General features: G+C 36.1%; 10 protein-coding genes. 7 read left to right on the top strand and 3 right to left on the bottom strand.

What is annotated here, in order from left to right:
• Positions 1–230: 230 nt before the first annotated feature.
• From QZ657_RS04355 to QZ657_RS04345, 3 genes are all read left to right on the top strand, one after another.
• Positions 231–3,272 carry a SusC/RagA family TonB-linked outer membrane protein gene (locus tag QZ657_RS04355; RefSeq protein ID WP_291961896.1) on the top strand — a complete coding sequence of 1,014 codons (3,042 nt, stop codon included), beginning with the start codon at positions 231–233 and terminating at the stop codon, positions 3,270–3,272.
• An 11-nt stretch (positions 3,273–3,283) separates the two neighbouring features.
• Entirely contained in the window at positions 3,284–4,852 is a 1,569-nt protein-coding gene (locus tag QZ657_RS04350) for a RagB/SusD family nutrient uptake outer membrane protein (protein ID WP_291961898.1), read from the top strand.
• 167 nt (positions 4,853–5,019) lie between these two features.
• Positions 5,020–6,429, top strand: coding sequence for a cellulase family glycosylhydrolase (locus tag QZ657_RS04345; protein WP_291961900.1), 1,410 nt, complete (start codon positions 5,020–5,022; stop codon positions 6,427–6,429).
• A 90-nt stretch (positions 6,430–6,519) separates the two neighbouring features.
• Here the strand turns inward: QZ657_RS04345 and QZ657_RS04340 are convergent, their stop codons facing one another.
• A complete protein-coding gene (locus QZ657_RS04340) occupies positions 6,520–8,268 on the bottom strand; it encodes a sulfatase-like hydrolase/transferase (RefSeq protein WP_291965207.1) in 1,749 nt (582 codons plus the stop codon).
• A 246-nt stretch (positions 8,269–8,514) separates the two neighbouring features.
• Here QZ657_RS04340 and QZ657_RS04335 point away from each other — a divergent pair, with 246 nt between their 5' ends.
• Positions 8,515–12,033: a sulfatase-like hydrolase/transferase gene (locus QZ657_RS04335; RefSeq protein ID WP_291965205.1), complete on the top strand. Its 3,519-nt coding sequence runs from the start codon at positions 8,515–8,517 to the stop codon at positions 12,031–12,033.
• 698 nt (positions 12,034–12,731) lie between these two features.
• On the opposite strand, the gene QZ657_RS04330 is transcribed toward QZ657_RS04335, so the two are convergent.
• Positions 12,732–14,084 carry a Gfo/Idh/MocA family protein gene (locus QZ657_RS04330; RefSeq protein WP_291965203.1) on the bottom strand — a complete coding sequence of 451 codons (1,353 nt, stop codon included), beginning with the start codon at positions 14,082–14,084 and terminating at the stop codon, positions 12,732–12,734.
• Positions 14,077–15,441 carry a DUF1080 domain-containing protein gene (locus QZ657_RS04325; RefSeq protein WP_291965201.1) on the bottom strand — a complete coding sequence of 455 codons (1,365 nt, stop codon included), beginning with the start codon at positions 15,439–15,441 and terminating at the stop codon, positions 14,077–14,079. The genes QZ657_RS04330 and QZ657_RS04325 overlap by 8 nt, the downstream gene beginning before the upstream one ends.
• Positions 15,442–15,707: 266 nt before the next feature.
• Between QZ657_RS04325 and QZ657_RS04320 the strand changes: the two genes are divergently transcribed.
• From QZ657_RS04320 to QZ657_RS04310, 3 genes are all read left to right on the top strand, one after another.
• Positions 15,708–17,660 carry a hypothetical protein gene (locus tag QZ657_RS04320; protein WP_291965199.1) on the top strand — a complete coding sequence of 651 codons (1,953 nt, stop codon included), beginning with the start codon at positions 15,708–15,710 and terminating at the stop codon, positions 17,658–17,660.
• 33 nt (positions 17,661–17,693) lie between these two features.
• The gene (locus QZ657_RS04315; RefSeq protein ID WP_291965197.1) at positions 17,694–18,653 is read left to right on the top strand and encodes a ThuA domain-containing protein; all 960 of its coding nucleotides are present in this window, start codon (positions 17,694–17,696) and stop codon (positions 18,651–18,653) included.
• 131 nt (positions 18,654–18,784) lie between these two features.
• The gene (locus QZ657_RS04310) at positions 18,785–21,163 is read left to right on the top strand and encodes a hypothetical protein (protein WP_291965194.1); all 2,379 of its coding nucleotides are present in this window, start codon (positions 18,785–18,787) and stop codon (positions 21,161–21,163) included.
• The last annotated feature ends 3 nt before the right edge of the window (positions 21,164–21,166 follow it).

Raw genomic sequence — 21,166 nt, 5'->3', positions numbered from 1 at the left:
CCAATACAAATTTTGAAATTAAAAGCTTAATAAATAATCAAATTAAAAATAAAATCGACATTTTTTAAGAATTTAATTTTTTATTCACATATCCAATAAACATTCTACATATAGCCCTTTTCAAGTTAAAAATTATTGACCACTACAGTACAGTACAGGATGAATAAAAAAAACGTTAACGATAGCTTAACATAATCAAAATGAAATTTTCAACTTTATGAAACAACTTTATGAAAACTAAACTAACATCATTTAAAACTAAAACTAAGGCATTTACTATTCTATTTGCCTTGTTCGCATTTACTTCTTGGTCTCAGCAGACCGTGAGCGGTAATGTATCGGATGAAGAAGGACCACTACCCGGTGCTTCGGTCATCATAAAAGGGACAACTAGGGGAACCACTACTGATTTTGATGGTAACTTTACAATAGAAGCAAACGCTTCAGATGCATTGCAGGTTTCCTACATTGGTTATGAGCCTCAAAGTATCACTGTTGGTAACCAAATTCAATTGAACATTATTCTTAAAGCAGGAAATAAGCTTGACGAAGTAGTCGTAATTGGTTACGGTACCCAACGTAAATCGGATTTAACGGGTTCGGTAGCATCGGTCAGTTCGGAAGACCTAACTCAGGTACCTTCTTCAAGAGTCGATCAAGTACTACAAGGTAGAGCTGCAGGTGTACAGGTAACCCAAGTTAGTGGTGCACCAGGTGCAGGTACGGCCATTAGAGTAAGAGGTGGTAATTCAATTACAGGTAGCAACGAACCTTTATGGGTTATTGATGGTATTGTAGTTGGTACCAATTTTAATTTAAACAACATTAACGCTAGCGACATTAAGTCCATAGAAATCCTTAAGGATGCTTCTTCTATAGCCATTTATGGGTCAAGGGGTGCAAACGGTGTTGTATTGGTTACTACTAAAAATGGCGTTGGTATAGGCAGCGGTAAACCAGAGGTAAGCGTTAACATATATACAAGTATGCAAATGCTACCTGAATTGCCAGATTTGTTAACACAAGAAGAGCAAATTGCATTTACAAATGAAAGCGCTGAATTTAGATCGGCCGCAATACCCTTTCCAGATGCCCCTTCTTCATATCCAGATAATGACTGGGTAGATCTACTATTGGGCCCGGCACCGATCTACAATGCAGATATTTCAATTTCAGGTGCATCTGATAATGTAAATTACTATAACTCTATCAATTACTTCAATCAAGAAGGTATTGTAAAAAGCTCTGGCTTGGAAAAATTTATTTTTAGATCAAATTTAGACATCAAACTTAATGATAAATTAAAAGCAGGTCTACGAATCAATTACTCTAGAATTAACCAAGATAATGGCTTAACTAGTTTTGGTTCTGCTGCTTTCGGCATATTGCGCACACAACCAATATTCAATGATGATGGCACATATAATGGTTTTAACGATGTAGTTGGATCTCCATTCTCGAACCCACTTGCCAATATTGAACTGAACACTAATGAAACGTTTACCAATAACCTTTTAGGAACTGTATATCTTGAATACAGGCCGGCACCTGATTGGACCATTAGATCAACCTTTAGCCCTGAATTCAATAATACAAAACAAAATAGATTTACTTCTAGCCAATCGCCCGGTAACCTAGCCATAGGCGTAACAGACGGCGGTACTGCAAGTGTAAGAACCGTTGCCAGTACAGGATGGAACAATGAGAATACTATTCAATATCAAAAAGATTTGAATGAAAACAACAGTATAACGGTACTTGCCGGTGCTTCATTTCAAAAAGTTTCTACCGAGATAACCGAAGCAGAAGCGTTCGGGATTACAAGTGATGCCACTGGCTTTAATAATTTAGGCAATTCTGACCCCGCAAGGTCTATAGTAACCAGTGGTTACAACGGTTTCCAAATTGCTTCTTTCTTTGGAAGGATAAATTATGATTACAAAGACAAATATTTATTGACATTGGTAGGACGTACTGATGGTAGTTCTGTTTTTGCGCCAGGTAACAAATATGAATTTTATCCATCTATTGCAGGTGCATGGAAGATCAGTGAAGAGGCTTTTTTACAAGAACAGACTTTTTTCAAAGATCTAAAGTTGAGAGCTAGCTGGGGCCGTTCCGGTAACCAGGCAATTGGTCCTTATAGAACATTAGGTGTTTTGACCGAAGCGAATACTACTCTAAATGGTTTTGAAGTTCCTGGATTGACTTTGGGCAGACCATCTAACCCTAATTTAAAATGGGAAACCACAACTTCTTTTGACATTGCTTTAGAAGCATCAATGTTTGAAGGTAGATTATTTACGGAATTTAATTATTACCAAAAAGAAACCAATGATCTTTTGTTAGATGTTACTATTCCAAGACAAACAGGTTTTACAAGTCAATTACAGAATGTAGGGTCACTTGAGAATAAAGGATGGGAACTATTGGTAACTTCTACCAACGTCACAAATGATAATTTTAATTGGAACACCACCTTAACACTTGCGTCCAACAAAAATAAAATCTTGGACCTTGGTGGCCAGGAATTTATTGATGTAGTCGTAGATCCTATTATAGGTTCTGGTAATACACGTTTAATAGTTGGCGAATCGGTCCCGGTATTTACAGGTGTAAATTATTTAGGAACTTGGAAGAGCCAAGAAGAGATTGATGCTTCAGGACTTTCATCACAAGTAGTTGGTGGTGCCAGATTTGAAGATTTGAACGGAGATGGAATTATATCTACTGAAGATAATGTGGTATTAGGCAGTCCATTACCAGATTTAATTTTCGGATTTGAAAATTCATTTTCATACAAAAACCTAGATTTTTCACTTTTCTTTCAAGGTACTACAGGTAATGAAGTTTATAACCTAAGAATGCGAAATCATTATTTCAACAGAGGTGAAACCGTGAAGTTCGGAGATTTAAGAGATAGATGGACACCAAGTAACCCTACATCAGACATTCCTAGAGCTGGTGCAGATTCTGTAACCAACACCCCTAGTAATTCGGAATATGTAGAAGACGGCTCTCACGTTCGTCTAAAAACAGCAAGGGTAGCATATAACTTTCCTGTTGAGAAAATGGGATGGGGAGATAGTGTTAAAAACATGAGCGTTTATTTATCAGGAAGTAATCTTTTACTATTCTCGGATTTCAGATTAATAGATCCTGAGCAAAATAATTTTGGAAGAACTGGTTTAGGAAACATCGCACAAGGATATGCGAACGGTTCATATCCAAATCCAAGAGTAATAACACTTGGTATGAACGTAACTTTTTAAAAAAATAAAATATGAAAACAAAAAATATAATTGCATACGTCTTCATAATTTTCTCATGCTTCTCATGCGAGAAATTTCTTGAAGAAGAGCCTAGGGCTATAGTTGCACCAGAAACATTTTTTGCATCGGAGAACGACGCAAGACAAGCTGTAAATGGCACATATGCCATTTTAAAAAATAACTCTATCTATGGTCAGGTTGGTCTTGATCATTTCTATGACAATGGCGCGGATATCATTGAACCTAACCGTTCAGCAAATTTCGTTGAACCCATAGGCAACTATTCATTGAACGAAGCTCTTGCAGACGTTTCTGTTCAGAAAATGAGTGTCTCGGATACTTGGAAAGATCTTTACCGAGTTATATACAATGCTAATTTTATTATTGATAGAGTAGCTGAAAACGAAGCAATTCTTGATGCGCCCAGAACAGAAATTGTTGCTGAAGTAAGTTTTTTAAGGGCATTATGCTATTGGCATATTACCAATTTGTGGGGTGATGCTCCTTATTATACAGAAGTACTTACTCTAGAAGAAATTAGTGCACTACCTAGAACAGATGAAGAAACTATAATTAACGGTGTACTAGCAGATTTACAGTTCGCACAAGCCAATCTACCAGATTCATATGCTGATGATCAAAGAGGCCGTGCTTCTAAATGGGCCGCCGCAATTATTGAGGCAAAAATTTATATGAAGCAAGAAAACTGGCTAGCAGGTTTAAATAAATGTAATGAAATAATAGACCAATCTCCTCACAGTTTATTACCTACCTATAATGAGGTCTTTGACCCGGCCAATGAATACAATGCCGAAATTATCTGGTCTTTAGATTTTGCCAGAGATATAGAGGGTATTTTTGACCCAGCTTTTCCTGGTGCAGCATTTGCAGGTAATAATAGCTGGAGACCAAGTATGTTCAATCCTAGATTGCGAGACGAACCAAAAAATTCAGATGAAAGAGCTGCTTTGAGAAATGCCCTTTCAGAAAGAGGAGAAGCTTTTAATGGTACCGGTTTACAAGTTGCATCGAAAGACTTTGCAGAAAAATTCCCAATGAACGATTTAAGAAGAGAATTGAATATTGTAGATAATTATTTGGGTTTTGAATTAAACTTTCCATACATGGCCAAATTTTGGAATTTAGATTTAGAAAGCTCTCCTCGTTTTAACCACTCGGACAATAGAATGGTATTTCGTTTGGCAGATGTCTATTTAATGGCAGCTGAATGTGAGAATGAAGCTAATGGTCCTGGTAATGCTTATCAATATATTGAACCAATTAGAAGCCGAGCGTATGAAACAGAAGCGGAGTGGAAATTAGAAGGGCTAAGCCAACAAGGCTTTAGAGAAGCAATTTATGATGAGCGCAAGTGGGAATTAGCAGGTGAAGCACATAGAAGATATGACCTTATACGTTGGGGCATTCTATTGGATGTTGTTACAAATTTAGAATATCGTTTTTGGGAACCTAACTTAAATATTAGGCCATGGCATGTTAAACTTCCTATTCCGTTACAAGAATTGGAACAAAACCCTGCCCTTCTAGAATCAGATCCAACAAATAATGGATATAGATAATAGTTATTTCGATTTAAAAAAATTACCAGCATAGGTAAGGTATATCAGTTGTTTAAAGTTAGTTGGTAGAGTGGGACAAAAAATGTTTTTGTCCCACTCTCTTTTTATGATATGTCATAAAACACAAAGACTTGAACAATCTCAATTCCAACTTTAAAAAAATTATCATGAAAAAAATATTGTCGATCTCTCTTTTAATCTTAGCTAGCACTATAACCTGCTTCGCTCAAATTAGACATGGTCTACGTGATAGTCAAGATAGACATATTATACCTAGAGGTTTCGTAATTAACACCAATGACCACAGAGGCGAAGTTTTCTTTAATTCAGATGATTATGCACGTATGGTTCGCATGGGAAGTAATACTCAAGTTATAAGATTAGAATTGGGAAAACTAAGTAAGTTCCCTGGTGGTAAATTGGACAATGATTATTTAATTAAACTCGATTCTTTAATTGATCTGGGGCGAAATGCCGGAATTAAAACGATTTTTAAAATGACCGTTTATGGTGTAGATAGTTTTATTTGGGAAGATTTTTGGTTAAATAACAATAACGAATACAATACCTATATAGCAGCTTGGCAAGTAATATGGAAAAGATATGCCAAAGAATCTTCGGTTTTAGGCTATGACATTGTCAACGAACCTAGAAAGCTTACAATGGATATCACGTATAATGAACTTACTAGAAAATACTTAATTCCGTTATATCAAAAAATTATAGATGCCAGCAATTTAATAAACCCGGATAAAAAGATACTGTTACAGTCCATTTTCATGAATAAAGGTGAAGCTATTGATAATAACCAATATGCCGAAATAACTACAAATGTGAATAGAAAAAATATAGTATTTGCACCTCACATTTATCAAAATAAAATAGAATACATTAAACCGGTAATGGATCGTTTTAATAAGGAATCTATTTTTTTGAACGCACCAATTTTAATTGGTGAATGGGGTTTTCCAACATTTGCAACAACAGACACTTTGGTTTCGGGTAAATTAGGGCAACTAGAATATAGGGAACTGTATATTAAAACCGCAGAAGTCTTTGACAGAATGGGAGTTGGCAGCATAAAAGCTTGGTTTTTAGGTAATCGAAGCATGCAGAATTTTTTACCAGGTGGTCCGTCAACATGGGCAATATTCAGTGACAAAAAAGCTGCAGGAACAGTAGAACGTAAGTATATCACAGATATTATTGCCAGACCTTATCCACAGAACATAGCCGGTGACATAAAATCATTTTTGTTCAATCATGCCACACGCACTTTGGACGTAACAATAAAACCGGATAGCAAAAAAGGATCTTCAGAAATCTTCATTGGTGCTAACAGACATTATCCAGATGGGTTCTCAATTCTTATAGACGATGATTTTGTCATGTACCACGACCCTATTAAAAATAAAGGTCTAGAGGTATATAAATGTCCAAAAAGCATGCAACCAAAAAATTTTATTTGGAATTCCTTCACCCAAAAACTTACTATACTAAAATGGCCTGACAATAAAACTGAACTTCAAATACAAATAGTACCCGGTATTAGAAATTATATTGAAGAGTCAAATTAAAAATATGTAAAATGTACTTTAAATTCAAAGATTATAATGTGATCTATAATCCTTGAAATAAAGGCTCTTTGAATAAAATCAAATAATCAATTACTTATTGACTACAACAACATCACTTGGTTTAAAACCAATTCTATGGGCTTGTACTTTAAGAGTATTATTATCCTGTAATTCAAAAGGACCGGTATAGACTTGCCACTCTACCGGTTCTTTTTTATTACTCTTTATAATCTTATAGCCAATTGAAGCTCCTTCTGTATTACACGCAATAGACACTGATGATTCATTAATATCAACGGTAGGCACTAGGGTAATGGGCTGTACATTTTTTCCATTCCATAATTGCTTTAAAAGCTCACTTTCAGGTAAATTAGGTTGATCTCCAATATTGTTTATCCAGTTATCAAGTTCATTACTTAATTCGTTCAAAATTTCTGCATATTCCGGGTTTTCCGCCAAATTATTAATTTCATGGGGATCAACTTTACAATCGTACAACTCCTCCATTGGTTTTTTGTTTCCAAACCATAAAGATTGTACAGAATCTAACTCACCGGCATCCCTTAAATTCAACAATTCTTGCATGGTGGGTATATTTTCTCTGTAATCTATAGGTAAGTAATAACCTTGTTCTGGCCTATAATTTCTAATATATTTAAAGCGGTTATTACGCACCGCACGAATTGCATCTGTAAAACCATCAAAGCGATCTGCGGCGGCATAAATGTACTCCCTCTTATTTTTGGCTGAATATTCACCTAAAAAAGCTTGACCTTGCATATAATCATGTGGCTCGGTTTTAATCAACGAAAGTAAGGTCGGTGCAAAATCTACAAAGCTTAGTAACCTATCATCTTTGGTACCTGCGTTAATTTGATTTGGAAATCTAACTATCATGGGGGTTTTCAAACCAGAATCATAAATTAATCGTTTTTGTCTTGGCATTGGCCCACCATGATCCCCATAAAAGAAAATAATGGTATTTTCCAAAAGACCATCATCTTCCAATTGCTTTAAAACAGCACCTACTTGGCTGTCCATTTCAGCGATATTATTATACATTTTCCACATATCCCTCTGCACAACTTCAGTCTTGGGCAAATAAGGAGGAATATTGAATTTTGTATCTTTTTTTAAATGCTTTGGAGTTTCTTCCTCAGACATTCTACCTTCTTTCCATTTGAAGCTTCTATCTCCTAACCGATAATGCCGTTGCTCAATATACCGATGTCCATAAGGTTCAAATAAACCGGACTCATGGGTTTCTGTAAAATTAACGACAGAGAAAAATGGCTGATTATTACTTCTATTGCGCCAATGCGCATAAGGTCCACTTTCATCCCAAGCGGTAACGGGATGTTTAAACTGATAGTCCGTTTTATAATTATTGGTGCAGTAATACCCTTCTTTACGTAAAAGTTCACTGATCATTTTAACCTCTGGCGGTGGTACCGCACCATATGCAGGTAAACCGGTTACCTCTGTGAACGATGTAGTTCTCATATGGTTTGCACCTATACTTGAAGGATACATACCTGTTGTAATCGCAGCCCTACTCGGAGCACAAACACCAGAAGTAGAATACAGATTTGGATAAATTACACCTTCTTTTGCCAACCTGCTTAGGTTTGGTGTAACTATGGTAGAATCACCAAATGATGGTAAATAAGCACTCATATCTTCTGTAACCAACCATAAAATATTTGGACGCTCCGGAAGGTCTATCCCCTTAATTTCAACATGGCTTACTTTTTTTTGCTTCGCATTATTACAACTAACGGTCAACAAAACAAAACATAAGGCAATTACCTTAAAAAAACTAAAAACTGTAGAAGTCATATTTCTTTGATTTAAACACTTGGTAAAAGCTAAAAATAATGTACTCTTAGATAAAAACCATACTGGTGTGTAGGCTATAAAAAAACACCCGAAAAACGCATACTTATACAAGATTTTAAATTATATCTTGTCAATATATATTCAGGACAGCACAGGATGGATACTACTACCTTGAAACTTAAGTTTGGTAATGCGCTCAAAAAAGGGCGTTGCGTTAAAATCAACATAAAAAACTAAAATCAACGTATGCTGAAAATAATGAGACATTTAGCTATTTTCTTATTTTGTATAATAGGAAACATATCATATGGTCAAAACAACGATAAACCAAATATCATATTTATTTTAACAGATGACCAAAGATTTGATGCCATTGGTTATGCAGGAAATAAATTCGTAGAAACTCCAGAAATGGATGCTTTGGCCAAGGCAGGTACATACTTCAACAAAGCAATTGTTACCACTCCTATTTGTGCCGCAAGTAGAGCAAGCATTATTACAGGCTTACATGAGAGATCACATAATTTTAATTTTCAGACCGGTAATGTTCGCGAAGAATATATGCAGAACTCGTACCCTACTCTATTAAAAAATAATGGCTATTACACAGGTTTTTACGGAAAATATGGTGTTAGATACGACGATTTAGAGAAGCAATTTGATGAGTTTGAATCGTATGATAGAAATAACCGCTATAAGGACAGAAGAGGATATTATTACAAAACTATAGATAATGACACTGTTCATTTAACGCGTTACACAGGACAAAAAGCTTTAAATTTTATTGAAAACAACGCATCTGGCAGTGAACCATTTTGCCTATCGTTAAGCTTTAGCGCACCGCACGCACATGACCCTGCAGAAGAACAGTATTTTTGGCAGAATAGCACCAATAATTTATTGACAGATGTTACCATACCAAAGCCTGCATTATCAGATGATAAATATTTTAATGCACAACCAGAGATAGTGAGACAAGGTTTCAATAGACTACGTTGGACCTGGAGGTACGACAACACAGAAAAATATCAACATAGTACAAAAGGTTATTACAGAATGATCTCTGGAATAGACCTAGAAATCAAAGAAATTAGAAAGAAACTAAAAGAAAAGGGTATTGAGGACAACACGGTCATTATTGTTATGGGCGATAATGGTTACTTTTTAGGAGAACGCCAACTTGCAGGCAAATGGTTAATGTACGACAAATCTATACGTGTACCATTAATAATTTTTGACCCACGGGTAAACAAACATCAAGATATTGATGATATGGTTTTAAATATAGACGTTACTTCTACAATTGCAGATCTGGCCAATGTAGAAATACCAGAAACCTGGCAAGGAAAAAGTTTAATGCCACTAGTTAAACAAGAAAAAAAATCAATAGAAAGAGATACTATTTTAATAGAACATATTTGGGATTTTGAGAGTATTGCCCCAAGTGAAGGTGTACGAACCGAAGAATGGAAATATTTTAGATATGTAAACGATAAAACCATAGAAGAGCTATACAATCTTAAAAAAGACCCTCAAGAAATCAACAACTTGATCGGTAAAAAAAAGTATGCCGAAACAGCTAATAAATTACGATCTAAATTAGATGAACTTATAAAAAAGAACAGTAATGAATTTAGAGCTGCACCCACTGATCTGACTGTAGAATTAATAAGAGCTCCGGAAACCGAAGTTGAAATCTTTGATCTTCAACCTGAATTTGGCTGGACAGTTCCTTCGGCATCAAAAATTCAATCTGCATATCAGATTTTAGTAGCTACCGATAAATCAACTATTGATGCCAATAATGGCAATGTTTGGGATAGTCAACGAGTAGCTTCTAATGCATCTACTAATGTAGAATATAAAGGTAAGCCCTTAGAAATAGGCAAAACATACTATTGGAAAGTAAGGATTTGGGATGAGGACAATCGTTTGGTAGACTATTCGGAAACTCAAAAATTTACAACAGGAAAAAGTGACAGCTATATCATATCTACTGAAAATAAATTTGTTACCACAAAGATAGAACCTGTTGTTTTTGAAAAAAGAGGGGATTCATATTTTATGGATTTTGGTAAAGCGGCATTTGCAACCATTGATTTTACCTATAATGCAGAAAAACCACACACCTTGACCTTTAGAATTGGTGAAATGATAGATAGTGAAGGTAATGTAAACAGAACACCACCTGCAAAGAGTAACATTCGCTATCAAGAGATACAAATTGATGTAAAACCAGGTCAAACAAAATATCAAATAGAAGTTCAAAAAAACGAAAGAAATACTAGACCTAACCAAGCTGTAGCATTACCTAAAGGGTTCCCCCCACTTGTTCCGTTCAGGTATGCCGAAGTAGAAGGAGCCCAAGCAAAGGTATCTAAAGAGAACTTTCAACAGCTTGCATTTCATACCTATTGGGATGAAGGGGCAAGTAGTTTTCATAGTGATGATGAAATTCTAAATCAAGTCTGGGAACTATGTAAATATTCTATCAAAGCAACAACCTTTAACGGTCTTTATGTAGACGGTGATAGAGAAAGAATACCTTATGAAGCCGACGCTTACTTGAACCAATTGAGTCACTATACTACAGACCGTGAGTTCGCCATGGCAAGACGTACCATAGAGTACTTTATGAAAAACCCTACTTGGCCAACAGAGTGGCAGCAACATGTACCTCTTTTAATTCATGCAGATTATATGTATACGGGAAACACTGAATTAATTGAAAAATACTATGAAGCACTTAAGCATAAATCTTTATTTGAACTCTCTAACGAAGACGGTCTTATAACCTCTACTAAAGTTGATAAAGAGTTTATGCGTAAACTTGGTTTTCCAGACGGTTATAAAAAACCGTTGACCGATATTGTAGATTGGCCGCCCGCCAATTTTAACGGTAGCAAAACTCCGGGAGAAAGAGACGGATTCGTTTTTCAACCATACAGTACCGTAATAAACTCATTCTTTTATGAGAACATGAAAATTATGGCAGAGTTTGCCAAAATTTTAGGAAAAACTCAAGAAGCCCTAGATTTTGAATATCGCGCAACAAAAGTCAAAAAAGCGGTCAATGAACAAATGTTCGATAAGGACAGAGGTATTTATGTGGATGGCGTAGGCACTGATCATGCTTCTTTACATGCCAATATGATGCCATTGGCATTTGGGCTAGTACCAAAGGAACATTATAGGACTGTAGTAGATTATGTAAAATCTAGAGGACTTGCGTGTAGCGTATATGGCGCCCAATTTTTAATGGACGGACTTTATAATGCAGGAGAGCAAGATTACGCCTTAGATCTACTAACCGATACCAGTGATAGAAGTTGGTACAATATGATCAAAATAGGTTCTACAATAACATTAGAAGCTTGGGACAATAAGTATAAAAACAATTTGGATTGGAACCATGCTTGGGGTGCTGTCCCTGCTAACATTATTCCTAGGGGGCTTTGGGGCATTAAACCTAAAACACCAGGTTTTGGCATTGCCACTATTAAACCTCAAATGAGCACATTAAAATCGAGCTCTATTGAGGTACCAACTGTACGTGGTACTATAAAGGGCACATATACCCACAACGGACCCAGATTACAAACCTATGAAATAGAAATACCTGCTAACATGGTAGCAGAGTTCAGTTTAAATAATTTAGACGGTAAAGATTTCATTCATAATGGCAGCAAAGTACCACCTGCATTTGAAAGTGTTAGGCTTTCTCCGGGCAAGCACACCATTCAATTAAAAATAAATTCTTTTTAAACAGTAATCATTAACTTTAATTAAAATCAAAAAATAACATTAATTATATTTTTGAAAATGAGGTTTTTTAGTTTAAAAAACCTCATTTTATTTACAACTTGTTTACCAAGATTTTAATAATGAGTTCTTTTCATTACGTATTTAAAGTCAAAAATATTCAATTAACAAGAGAATTTCACATCAATCTACTTGGTTGCGAAGAAGGCAGATATACCGAAACATGGTTCGATTTTAATTTTTAACAACCAATTATACGCTTATATAAGTACTGAATTTCCAAAACTCTACAATTGTGGAAAGGTTAATGATACAAGTGTTCCATACCATATCTTGGATGTATTTTAAATAGCTATACTTTTAAAGAAATAGAAAGATAATTTGAAGAAAGTAAAACACCTAAGGCAAGCCAATGAGGCGTTCAAAGGAGACAAATTTTAAATTCGAGGCAAGCATCTGGGTATTATACCCTTTGGCGGTGCCAATAAAATAGAGTTCGTCGTTAAACCTAAAAAAAGGTACGAAGGAAAAAACAGGAGAACAGCTTACTATGGTCGTGTTCGATTATAGTGGTAACCCACTAGAATTTAAGGCCTTCTCAAATAATGATGAAATATTTTCTTCATAAATAAACAAATAGGGCAAGTAGCTTTGACTACTTGCCCCATTATTCCTTTAAAATTTATATTATGATAATAACTTTATAACATAAACTTACTTTTCCAAGAACCCTCATAAGGTTTATTCCAATGTTTCATAGCTTCTCTATTGAACATGGTACCCTTTGTATTATCAATATCAAAATTTTGATTGATACGCGACGCAACATTTGCATAGTGAACCATAGCCATTGAAACGTTTGCATCATCTATAGGTGCTTGTAAAGATTCATTTCCTCTAATAGCTTCAAAGAAGTTCATAACGTGTACAGTAGACATATCGCCTCCGCCGCCAAGAGCAACGCCACCCTCTTGGCCACCACTTGAAACTTCTTCTATAAGCTTACCTTTTCTATCGAATAGTTTATAATGACCTCGGTTGACAAATACGGACCCTTCGGTGCCATAGATAATAACACCACGACCACTACCATATGTACTGTATGCATTTCTACTTTTACCGTCCCATTCGATCTGCTTATTATCCTCAAATGTAAATTTGGCCATCATGGTATCGTACATTTCCCATCCATCATCTACAAAGTGTTTTTTTGTAGCATCTACTTCTACTCTATTAGGCAGGTCTACATTTAAGGCCCAACGAGCAACATCTAATTCATGGGTTGCGTTATTGCCCATTTCTGCCGTACCATAGTTCCATCCGTACCAGTGCCAATTATAGTTCCAAGTTTCCGAGGTGTATTCCCTATGAACTGCAGGTCCCTGCCAGTTATTCCAATCTAAGCCCTCTGGCACAGCCGCTTGTTTCTGGTGTGGTACCGCTCCTCTCCCATTATTATAAAATGCCAATGCTTTGTACGCCTTCCCTATGGCACCGTCATGAATTTTCTGAATGATTTTTTGGGTATGTAGAGAAGAACGCTGCTGGTTTCCCATCTGCACAATCTTACCAAACTTTTTGGTTGCTTCTACAAGAAGTTCATTTTCTTCCATTGTACAACTACTAGGCTTTTCAACATAAACGTGCTTACCGGTTTTCATGGCCATGATCGCCCCAGGTGTATGCCAATGATCAGGCATGGCATTTATAAGAACATCTACTTTATCGTCATCTAAAACTTTAAAAATATCTTGCTCAAGTTTAGGACTATAAGTAATATACTTTTCAAAATTAGAAGCGGCTTTAGTCATTTGTGATTGCATTGCATCGCACAAGTAAAGCAACCTAACATTACTCTTTTTATGGGCAATTGGCTCGTAAAATGCACCCAATCTACGACCTAGGCCAGCAATGGTAACATGAAGTCGATCATTGGCCCCCAAAATGCTATTGTAACTTTTTGCACTCATACCCATTGAAGATGCACTGGCCAATCCTAGACCAGCTAATGTAGATTTCTTAACAAAACTTCTTCTACTATTATTCTTACTCATAAGTCTTAATTTTTATGTTTTTGAAAGACACTAGATCACCATGATCTTGTAATAGAATATTTCCTTTTTCCAATAGTCCAAAATTTGGCCAGTCTTTATATTTACTTTCTTCTACCAATTTCAAAAATGCTTCACTACCTCGCTCATATTCCAAAACTTTTACACCGTTCAACCAATGTTCAACTTTATTTTGCTTAGAAATTATATGTGCCGTATTCCATTCCCCTATGGCGTTCAAATGCTTATTTTCATCTGCCTTGATCAAATCATAAAGAGACCCAACTGTTCTGCTTCCTTCATGGTTACCAAGCTTTGCGTCTGGGTGACGCTCATCATCTAAAATCTGAAACTCAAGACCAATTGACGACCCTTCACCCTTATTAAGTTCAGTATCAACATAATATTTAATACCGCTATTTGCACCTTCAGTAATTTTAAAATCGGTTTTCATTTCAAAATCAGCATACATTTTTTCTGTTACTATATCTCCACCGGCAGTAGACTCGCCGCCACCTGATGCCAGTACACTTAAAATTCCATTTTCAATTTTCCATCCTTTCTTAGGAAAAGCATCTAGCTTGGCACCTCTCCAACCTTTGGTCGTCTTACCATCCCATAGCATTTGCCAACCATCTTTTTTCTCTTGAAAAGTAAGATTGTTTTTTGTGACAATAGGTTCTAATGGAGATGCTTTGCTATACGTATCCAAGTTCTGGGTAATAAGCTCCACATTTTTCCATTTGATTTCCACTCCCGGTTTTCCTTTTTTCCCAATACTATGTACTTGCAGGGCAATAAAACCCTCTTTGGTCATGTCATCTATTAAATGAGCTGCAGGTATATCATTGATCCATGTCTTTAAGGTGTCGCCAATGACTTCAATTCTAAAATGATTCCAATCATTAGGTTTATATGCTTTTTGCGCCGGTTTATTGCCTTCTAGCGGATTTAGCCATTTTCTTCTTTTTTCATCATAAATACCACCGCTCCAAGATCTTCTTGAAGGATCGATCTCAACTTGGTAACCGTGAACAATACCATCTCTATACCAAGGAAAACTGTTGCTTCTTATTTGAACGCCAGAGTTGGAAACCGAATCTGTTTTAAAATCAAGTTCCAGAATAAAGTCTGTATATGTAGCGTCCGTAACTAAAAAAGTATTCGGTGTATTGGCTACCGTTTTACCAATTATCTCACCATTCTCCACGCTATACGTAGCTTCACCACCAATAATATGCCAACCAGTTAAATCCTTACCATTAAAAATTGGTGTTAAATGATCTTTCTTTTCAGTTGTACAGCTTGCCAATAAGGCAGAAACCAAAACATAGGAAATTCCTATAAAATTCTTTTTCATTCTTTTATTCATTTGATAACTAATTTACTTATCGCTTAAAGTTAGCTCAAATTCCCTAAGAACTATCCTGTGCTTTCATGGGTAACAACTTATTCTATTTTTAGATAATTCTTAAAAAAATAGCACTAAAATTATAAGCCTAACACTACAGGACACCTTATAGGTGTCAAAATCTTAAATTGCTTTAATTCAAAATTCACTGTATGAATATGTCGTTTCAAAATTGTTTTTTACTCTTGATCCTAGTTTTTATTTCTACAAAAACTATGAACGCCCAAACATCTGAACTAACAGATCCAATAATTGATGAAAACAACTTTTTTGAGTCGCAAAACAATACAGTTGCGGTCGAGGCAGAATTTTTTTATCGACAAACAAAAGATAGTCTACGTAATTGGTACCGATTTAATAAGCACGAAATTGCGAATACTACTAATAAAAAAATAGAAAATCATAGTTATGGTGCAAGTAACAATGGTTACACACAAGTTTTGCCAGACACAAGGATCACCCATGCCGATGAACTTAAACATGGTGAGAATTTCTCCAACAAACCGGGTGAAGTCGCAATCATGCATTACAAAGTTAAAATAAAGGAACCTGGTCGTTATTATGTTTGGGTCAGAGCATATAGCACCGGAAGTGAAGACAACAGCATACATATTGGTCTAAACGGAAAATGGCCGGAACATGGCCAACGTATGCAATGGTGCGATGGCAAAAATGACTGGTCATGGTCTAACAAGCAAAGAACAAAAGAAGTACATTGTGGAGTTCCACATGAAATATATCTAGATATTGCAAAAAGCGGCATTCATGACATTCAATTTAGCATGCGTGAAGATGGCTTTAAATTCGATAAATTTATTTTAACAAAGGACAAAGATTACCAACCGGAAAGTAAAGACAAACCAGCAATAATAAAATGGCCGGAGCCTACTTATTATCAGTTAATTTCTTTATCAGATATAGATAACAAAACCTTACCTGTAGCAGATTTCCCAATGGACAATACTGGTTATTATAAAGATGCCGGTGGCCAATGGTTTGCCATAAACCCAAATAAGAATAGGAAAGCAAGCACTACCACGAATTTTAATTTTAAAGATGGAGCTTATGACATTGTATTTGTTGGTGTCGGCGAAAATGATGGACAATCTAAGTTTACAGTTTTAATAAATAATAAAGAATTAGGGTCGTTCACACCATCCTTAACCTCTAAAATGTTTGATGAAGGGGAAGATTTTAATGGCTTGTGGCAAAATGTCTCCCTTAAAAAAGGAGACAAAATTACGGTCCAATCTACCATAGGAAGTGCCGACGGTAAAGAATGGGCCAGAGCAAGATGGTCCGGTCTAATTTTTACACCAGTTGGTAAAGGCGAAAAAGTAAAAAAAGCCGATGGCACACTACAAAACACAGCTGTTAATAGCATTCCAAAGGTGAAACCACCAAAGGGTCGTATTGCCATTATAGCCGATGGAAATTCTCCTGACCCCGATGATCTTGGAGGTACTGCAGTTTCATTGGCCCTTTTAAGGGCGACAGGATTTGAAAATAGACTTGTGCATTATTCCCATAGCTGTGATCTAATCCGAGTAAACCGAATATCGGAACGAGCAGAAAAAGAAAGACACGCCATGATGCAAACTGTTTGTGATGTAACGGCAAGGCGTTGGGGAGGCTTTGATGATATTACCTTTTTTGATGCCAAATGGCAACAAGAGCAAACTATTAATGATTTAAAAAACGCCATAAACGCATCATCGACTAATGATCCTTTATGGATTGTAGAAGCAGGCGAACCAGATATTATTGGATATGCTTTACAGGCGTCAAAAAAATCTAAACACAAGTATGTTAAAGTAATAACCCACCACCCGGCCAACGATGATGCGGGAGATTTCTTTTCATGGCAAGATATTTTGGATTTTGGTGTAGACGAAATAAGAATACCTGATCAAAATACACATTTAAAAGTTGCCTTACCTGAGTGGGATTGGGCAAAAAATCATACCGACCCTAGAATGCAATGGGTTTGGCTTCAAGGTAAAATTGCCGAAGTAGATGATGTAATAAAATTTCAAAAAGGAAAATGGGACTGCTCTGATGCGGGTATGGTACTTTATTGGCTAACTGGTGCTACAAACGGCGGTTTACAACTAGGTACCGTAGAAGATGTAAAAAATATATTGTTGAGTTTTATCGAAAAGAAATAAACAAGACACAGTCAACCATAAATATTAAAGGTTATGAAAAATATTATTATTGGTATACTATTGGCAATGAGTGTAGTTTGTACGGCACAGGAAAAAATCAAAGTACTTATCGTCGATGGTCAAAACAACCATCAAATTTGGCCCAAATCGACCATAATGATGAAACAGTATTTAGAAGAAACTGGCTTGTTCAATGTAGATATATCACGTACTCAATATATATGGAAAGCTGAACGAGAACAACAATATTTAAAGCTTGCGACCGATCAAAAACAGCAACAAGTAGAACAACCTATAACCGACCCAAATTTTAGACCCAAGTTTCATAATTATGATGTAGTCATATCTAATTTTGGATGGAAGGCCGCACCTTGGCCAAAAAAGACCCAAAAATTATTTGAACGCTATGTAAAAAAAGGTGGGGGTTTTGTAAGCATACATGCTGCAGACAATTCATTTCCACAATGGGATGCCTATAATGAAATGATCGGACTAGGCGGCTGGGGTGATCGATCAGAAAAAGATGGGCCTTATGTATTTTACAATAATGCCAATAAAATGGTTATAGATACAACAAAAGGTCCTGCAGGGTTTCATGGAGCCAGACATAGGTTTCCCATAACGATAAGAGACAAAGAACACCCAATTACTAATGGAATGCCCAACATTTGGATGACCGGTATTGACGAATGTTATGCCAAAATGCGTGGTCCTGCAAAAAATATGACTATACTGGCTACAGGCAAAGATCAAAGCGCCAAAGCCCCCACTGATAGACATGAGCCTATGCTAATGGTTATAAATTATGGTAAGGGCAGAATTTTTCACAACACCCTTGGCCATGATTTGGATTCATTTGAAAATGTAGGTTTTATTGTTTCTATTTTACGTGGTACGGAATGGGCCGCAACAGGTAAAGTAACCCAAACTATACCAGATGATTTTCCAACAGAATCAAAAGCTACCAGACGTACTTTTCACTTGAAAAAATAACTAAGACAAACATTTTTCTCAAATTAATGATAGCTATTATTTTTAAAAATTCAGTCAAGTATATTTTCAGTATTAGTTTGGTGTTATCAATGTGTTTTGCCCAAGCACAGTCATTAAACCACCCGGTCATTATGACGACTAAAAGTGAAAAGGAAAAAATATTAAAAAATATTGATAATTATGAATGGGCAAAGAGCTTGGTTGAGCAATTACATATTCAGGTTGATAGCGCTTTAAACGTACATAAGACCAATCCTGAACATATATTAAGTAAAATACCCGCTTTTGCAACAAGTGACCATCAAAATAAAGAAAGACAGGCTGGGCCAATTGCCGCTGCCCATAACAAAATACTAAGATTGGCCGCCAATTCAGGTATGCTATTTTATTTAACGGAAGATGAAAAATATGCGCAATTTTCTGCGGATATCATTAATGTCTACTTTAACCATATTTCACCACTTACACCTGAAACTACGACCATTTGTGGTTATGCATTTTTTGACCCCAGAACAACATATGACCAACTTGCCATCGCCTATGATTTTATTTATGAGTATCTAAAAAAACCGGGGACTACGGTCTACGATAATTTACAAGGCACCCAGGTCGCTTTTAACAATAATAAAGCACAAATGGCCATCAAGAATATAGTAGGCAATATGTTACAAGAATATGGTGAACCCGATGTTTATGGTAAACGAATATCAAATCACCCTATACTTACAGCACCAGGTGCATTATTTGCTATTCTTTGCGTAGAAGACGATACAGAACGTGAACGTTTGTTCCATATATTTTGGGAAACTGGTACGGCTCATCAAAACTCCTTCACCAGGACCATACTACCCATGTTCTCTAGTCAAGGAATATGGCCAGAATCTTTAAGCTATAGTTTCATGCCCATAATCACCATGGTATTGAATATTGTAGATAGGGTAAAACCAGAAATGAACGTAACAGAGAACAATCGCCATATTTTTGAAGGAAATTTTCTTTTTGATTATTTAAGAAACCCAGATAGAACTTTTGTGCGCTATGGAGATTCTAAGCGATACAATGATTTTACCGCTCCTTTGTATCGTTATGCCCTAAGTATTGCAGATCGCCGAGGATTCACCTCATTAAAGGAAAAAGCAGAAGTTGCCCTACAACAATCTTACCAGTCTCAAGGCGGTTACCACCCCAATCTTGGTCAAGGAAATATTTTCAACAATTACAATGCGTTACAATTGTTTTGGGGCATTCCATTACCAGAAGCGATAGACAAAACGGTAGATTTAAACAAACCAACAGTTATCGTTGATCATGCAGGTATAGCGCTACAACGTAATTATGTAAAAACAGATAACGAATTGTATGGCCTATGTGGCATTATTGGTGGGGCGCATTATGTACACTCTCACCTTACCGGTATTACCATGGAGTTGTATGGAGCAGGGTACATTATGGGACCAAATGCCGGACTACCGCCTACGGTCTCGGAGCGTCAAATACCATTACACGAACATTATTTTAGACTTTACGCAGGTAATAATACCGTAATAGTAAACGGTACCTCGCATGGTTTGGATGAGGGTTCGTGGAAAAGAAAAGCAAACGTTTGGCAAAACACCACCGTAAATATTGCGGCAGAACCAAAACATTTAGAAGACCCAATTTCAAATGAATTTAGTTTTGCTACCCAATATCTGAACGATACCGTAAATGATGCCGAACAAGAACGCACATTAGGAATTATTAGGACCAGTGACAGTACCGGATATTATTTTGACATGTTCCGCTCAAAATCGAATATTGAAAATAAATTTCATGATTATGTCTATCACAATATTGGTGATAAAACAATACTGACCAATGAAAAGGGAAAAGCTTTATCAGTACAGCAAACGGACCGTTATAAAAATGATATTGGAGATATTGTCAAGTCTCCAGGTTGGCGGTATTTTGAAGATACCAAGTCTACCAAAAGTATAAAGGAAACTGTAAAAGTTAGGTTTGATGTAAACTATAATAAAAGATATATGCACATGATAATTCCAAAAGAATCTGAACGCGCATATACAACCGCATTGGCACCGGGTACGCGAGAGGCTAAAAACGGTTATGTAGACAAACAGACCCAAGTATTGGTCATAAGACAAAAAGGTGAAGCATGGGAAAATCCTTTCATTTCAATTTTTGAACCTTCAACGAACAAGAAATCAAGTATTCAAAAAGTTGAGACATTAAAGCAAAATGGACAAACTGTTGGCGCCATAATAATTTCAAAAGTAGGAAAGTCTTTAATTACCGATTATATCATTTGTCAAGATACCGAGAAAGCCCAGTACCAGAGCAAAAAATTAGGCATAAGTTTTCAGGGCCGTTTTGCCATTGTACGCACAACAATAGAAGACGATAAAACAGAAAATACACTCTATATAGGTGATGGCAAAAAACTCCTATTTGGGGGTAAAAAGTTAGAAACCAATGGCAACACTAGCGCAGTATTACACTATAATCCTTAAAAA

It is taken from the genome of Maribacter sp. (assembly GCA_020629415.1).
In the GTDB taxonomy this organism is placed as follows: domain Bacteria; phylum Bacteroidota; class Bacteroidia; order Flavobacteriales; family Flavobacteriaceae; genus Maribacter; species Maribacter huludaoensis.
The sequence above is the reverse complement of the archived record's forward strand: the minus strand, read 5'-3'. Positions and strand labels throughout refer to the sequence as shown.